This is a genomic window from Streptomyces sp. NPDC007346 (assembly GCF_040703535.1).
In the GTDB taxonomy this organism is placed as follows: domain Bacteria; phylum Actinomycetota; class Actinomycetes; order Streptomycetales; family Streptomycetaceae; genus Streptomyces.
Window position 1 is genome coordinate 1 of the sequence record NZ_JBEYKR010000262.1, and the last position, 4,370, is coordinate 4,370.

Consider the following 4,370-nt stretch of genomic DNA (forward strand, 5'->3'; position numbering starts at 1 on the left):
CAACGCACATGATCACACCAAGGCCGCACCGTTGTCTCATCGCCCACTAATGGCCAACTGGCCCTTCAGCAGGGGACGTTAAAAAACAAGCTCAGTGCCTGTGTCTGAACCTCCGGCCGGATTCTTCGCAGGTCAGGATTCGAACAGGGGGGCTGGGTCCGGTTCGCGGGCAGCGTGCGGTGACCGGATCTCCGGTGCGGAGCCTCGCGGACGGGAGAGTGAGCCGGGAGTCCTGCCGCAGGGGCACGGGGTCTGAGGAACATCGGCGTTAGATCGTGCGCTGAGCCTCTGTCGGCCGTGGTGGGCGGCTGGCCAGGCAAGGTTGTCACCCCGCGCGACTTCCGCCCGGACACCGGGTCCGCCCGGCTGTCGTACGGGCAGGCCCGCGCCCTGGTGGACGAGCACACCGCCGTACGTGGATCTGGAACGGGGCTGGGGCGCGGTCCGGCGAGAAGGAACTTTACGCGACGGCGGTCCGCCGGTCCCCGGGCAGTGACGGCGGCTTCCTCAGCCCGTTCCGATGTCGTGATCAACAGCTCTGCGACCGGGCCTTGTGGGCGATCCGGCCGGTCGGCGGACCCGGTACAAATTCCAGGCGAAGCCTGGCCACGCTGCACGGGGGCGGTCTGGCGGAGCGGACCCGGCCCAGGTACGTGACCCAGCATGCCGACCGGCACGTCGACAACATCCGATAGGATACCGACGCTCACGTCGTCAAGTTTAGGCAAAGAAGCGGCGTGGCTCGTCTCTCGTGTCCTCTTCCCTCCATCGCTCGGAGAGCTCCGTGTTCCTTGCCCTACGCGATCTGCGCTTCGCCCGCGGTCGCTTCGCCCTGATGGGCGCGGTGGTCGCGCTCATCGCCGTACTCGGTGTCCTCCTGTCCGGGCTTGCCGCCGGGCTGGCGGACGCCGGCATATCCGGCCTCCGGGCACTTCCCGTGACCCACCTGGCCTTCGACGAGAAGGCGACCAGCGAGCAGTTCTCCCGTTCGACCGTGGAGCGTGAGGACTGGCAGGCATGGTCCGAGGCCCCGGGTGTGGAGCGGGCGGAGCCGTTCGGGAACACCCTGGTGAACGCCCAGGTGACCGAGGGCACCAAGAAGGGAGAGCAGGTCAACCTCGCCGTCTTCGGCATGGCACCGAACTCCCCCCTGGCCCCCCGACCGACCCAGGGTGAGGGCCTGGCGGAGAGCGGTGCGGGCATCGTGATCACCCAGGAGATCGCCGACCTGGGCGTGAAGGTCGGAGACGTGCTGACCGCGGACAAGAGCGACGTGCGGCTGAAGGTCGTCGGACTGGTCGACGAGACCGTCTCCTACGGCCACATCGGCATCGCCTACGCGGACATCGACACGTGGAGGCATCTGCACTACGGCCTGCCGGGCGACCTGCCCGAGGCCGCAAGCCGGCAGGCCACCGCCGTCGCCCTGACCCTGAAGGCGGGCGCCGACGTCGCCGCGGTCGAAAAGGCGACCGGCACCCGCGCCGACACCAAGGAGACCACCTTCGACGCGTCGCCGGGCTACACGGCCGAATCCAGCACCATGGCATTGATCAAGGGCTTCCTGTACGCCATCTCCGCCCTGGTCGTCGGCGCGTTCTTCACCGTGTGGACCGTGCAGCGCAAGCCCGAGATCGCCCTGCTGAAGGCGCTCGGCGCCCCCACCGGATACATCCTGCGCGACGCGCTCATCCAGGTCGTCGCCGTGCTCGTCGCGGCCACGGCCCTTGGCACCGCCGTCGGCCTGGCCCTGGGCAGCGCGATGATCGGCAAGGCCCCCTTCTCCCTCTCCGCCCCGGCTATCGCCACCTCCTCCGGCCTCCTCATCGCCCTCGGGACCGTGGGCGCTGTCGTCGCCGTCCGCCGCATCACCGCCGTCGACCCCCTGACCGCTCTGGGAGCCACCCGATGACCACACCCGCCACCGACCACCAGGCCGCCGCGGACACCACGGCCTCCGGCGGCCTGCGCCTTGACGACGTCACCCTCACCCTCGGCGACGGCGATACCGCCGTCACCGCCCTCGACGGCGTTGGCCTGACCGTCGCCCCCGGTGAGTTCGTCGCCGTCGTCGGCCCCTCCGGGTCCGGCAAGTCCAGCCTCCTCGCCGTCGCCGGCGGCCTCCAGCGGCCGGCCTCGGGCACCGTACACATCAGCGGCACCGAGCTGACCGGGCTGTCGGACAAGGAACGCACCGCCACCCGTCTCCGCCACATCGGCTTCGTCTTCCAGCAGTCGAACCTGCTGGCCTCCCTCACCGTCGGGGAACAGCTCCTGCTGCCCCTGCACATCGACGGTCGCCTCGACACCGCTGCCCGGGCCCGCGCAGACGAGCTCATCGAAGCCGTCGGACTGGCCCACCGCGCCGGCTCCCGTCCGCATCAGCTGTCGGGCGGCGAGCGCCAGCGCGCGGGCCTGGCCCGCGCACTGATGAGCTCCCCCGCCGTCCTGCTGGTGGACGAACCCACCTCGGCACTGGACCGGGTACGGTCCGCCGAGGCGGTGCGGCTGATCGCCGAGCAGACCCATGAGCGCGGCACGGCCACGGTCATGGTCACCCACGACACGGCGATAATGGACGCTGCCGACCGGGTGTACGAGATGGTCGACGGTCGCCTGTCCTGACGGGGGCCGCCAACCGGCGCCGCATTCCCGGCCCCTGTCCACCCTTCCAGGAGCCCGCCCCGCATGCCGAAGATCAACGCCTCCACCGTCGCCGAGCACCGCGCCCAGCAACGCGAGGCGCTGATCGGGGCGGCGATCGACATCCTGGTCGACGAGGGCGCCGCCGCCGTCACACCGGCGACGGTCGGCGCCCGCGCGGGCCTGGCCCGCTCCAGCGTCTACCAGTACTTCAACTCCTCGGCATCCCTCCTGGCCACCATCACCGAGGAAGCCTTCCGGCGCTCCAACGAGGCACTCACCCGCGCCATAGCCGCCGCGAACGGCCCGCTGGAACGCGTCGAGGCGTTCTTCAGGGAAAGCCTCCGCCTGGGCGCCGAAGGCGCCCACCGGCCCGCCGTCGCCCTCATGAACGCCGGCCTTCCCCCGGCCTGCCAGCAGAGGCTGATGGAACTCCACCTGGAGCAGGTCGAACCGTTCCGCGCCGCCGTCCGGGAACTCGGCGTTCCCGAGCCGGCGCTCACTGCCGACCTGATCGCCGGAATGCTGCACACCGCCCTGGCCGCCGTCGAGAACGGCACCCCACTCGATACGGTCACACAGCGCACCCTCGCCCTCGTGCGCCGCTGCCTCAGCGCCTGTGCTTAAGGTCCGGTGTGTTCCTCGCAGGTCAGGATTCGAACAAGGTCAGGTGAGGCCCGGGGGGCGGGCAGCGTGGATGTCCGGTTCGCCCGCGGTGAGCCGGGCCTGCGTGAGAAAGTAGTCGAAGAGCCAGTTGTTGGGCGAGTGAGGGTGGCGTTGCTGACCGGCAACACGGTCTGGATCAGTCCCGGTGGGCTTCGCGGTAGTCGGGTTGACCACTGCGGCGGGATGACCGGCGGGTGATTCGTCTGGTCATAAGCGTGATTGCGGCCCAGGTGATCAGCGATTCCGAATGCTGGATCAACCGCTCGTAGTCTCTCGCGTGACGGCGCGCGTGCATGATCCAAGCGAGGGACCGCTCGACGACCCAGCGGCGGGGCAGGATCACGAACCCAGGCGTGTTCTTCGGCCGGATCACCGTTTTCAGCGTGAGCCCGAGATACCTCTTGGCCCAGGTCACCAGCTGTCCGGCATAGCCGGAGTCGGCCCAGGCGATCGTGATCTCAGGGTGCATCAGCCGGAGCCGGAACAGGACTTCTTTCGCCGCTTCGCGGTCGGTCATGTCGGCCGGGGTGACCATGACGAACAGCGGCAGGCCCTTGGTGTCGACCACGAGGTGGCGTTTACGGCCGTTGATCTTCTTAGCGCCGTCATAGCCGCGGGAGTCGCGGCCGACGGTCTCGGCGGCCTTGACCGACTGGGAGTCGATCACGGTCGCGACCGCCCCAGGTGACCGGCCGAGTTCGCGGCGGATGCGCTTGCGGAGCTGGTCACGGATCTGTCCGACGACGCCGGCGGCCGCCCAGCGGGCCATGAATCCGTAACACGTTCGCCAGGGCGGGAAGTCGCGCGGGAGGGCTCGCCATTTGCAGCCGGTGTCCACGACATAGCGGATCGCGTCGACGATCTCGCGCCGCGGGTGCTTCTCCGGCCGGCCGCCGGTGGGGGTGTCGCAGGCCGGGACCGGTAGTAGCGGTTCGATCAGCGCCCATTCGTCGTCCCAGGCGTCGGAGGGGTAGCAGCGTCTGCGCGGCAATGTGGCCCCTTCCGCTCCGAGACGGGGTGGTCCCCGGCGCCGTGGGGGCCCGCGCCCCCCCCACCGCGGC

4 protein-coding genes and 1 pseudogene are annotated in these 4,370 nt (G+C 70.0%); 4 read left to right on the forward strand and 1 reads right to left on the reverse strand.

What is annotated here, in order from left to right:
• Positions 1 to 312: 312 nt before the first annotated feature.
• The 4 genes and pseudogenes from AB0917_RS33670 to AB0917_RS33685 form a co-directional block, all read left to right on the forward strand.
• A pseudogene (locus AB0917_RS33670) lies at positions 313 to 432 on the forward strand (site-specific integrase); the annotation flags it as partial.
• A 352-nt stretch (positions 433 to 784) separates the two neighbouring features.
• A complete protein-coding gene (locus tag AB0917_RS33675; protein ID WP_366823511.1) occupies positions 785 to 1,912 on the forward strand; it encodes an ABC transporter permease in 1,128 nt (375 codons plus the stop codon).
• The gene (locus AB0917_RS33680) at positions 1,909 to 2,625 is read left to right on the forward strand and encodes an ABC transporter ATP-binding protein (RefSeq protein WP_366823512.1); all 717 of its coding nucleotides are present in this window, start codon (positions 1,909 to 1,911) and stop codon (positions 2,623 to 2,625) included. The genes AB0917_RS33675 and AB0917_RS33680 overlap by 4 nt, the downstream gene beginning before the upstream one ends.
• A gap of 63 nt (positions 2,626 to 2,688) precedes the next feature.
• Positions 2,689 to 3,270, forward strand: a complete 582-nt coding sequence (locus AB0917_RS33685; RefSeq protein ID WP_366823513.1) for a TetR/AcrR family transcriptional regulator — start codon at positions 2,689 to 2,691, stop codon at positions 3,268 to 3,270.
• A gap of 175 nt (positions 3,271 to 3,445) precedes the next feature.
• On the opposite strand, the gene AB0917_RS33690 is transcribed toward AB0917_RS33685, so the two are convergent.
• Positions 3,446 to 4,300: an IS5 family transposase gene (locus AB0917_RS33690; protein ID WP_366823514.1), complete on the reverse strand. Its 855-nt coding sequence runs from the start codon at positions 4,298 to 4,300 to the stop codon at positions 3,446 to 3,448.
• Positions 4,301 to 4,370 lie beyond the last annotated feature (70 nt).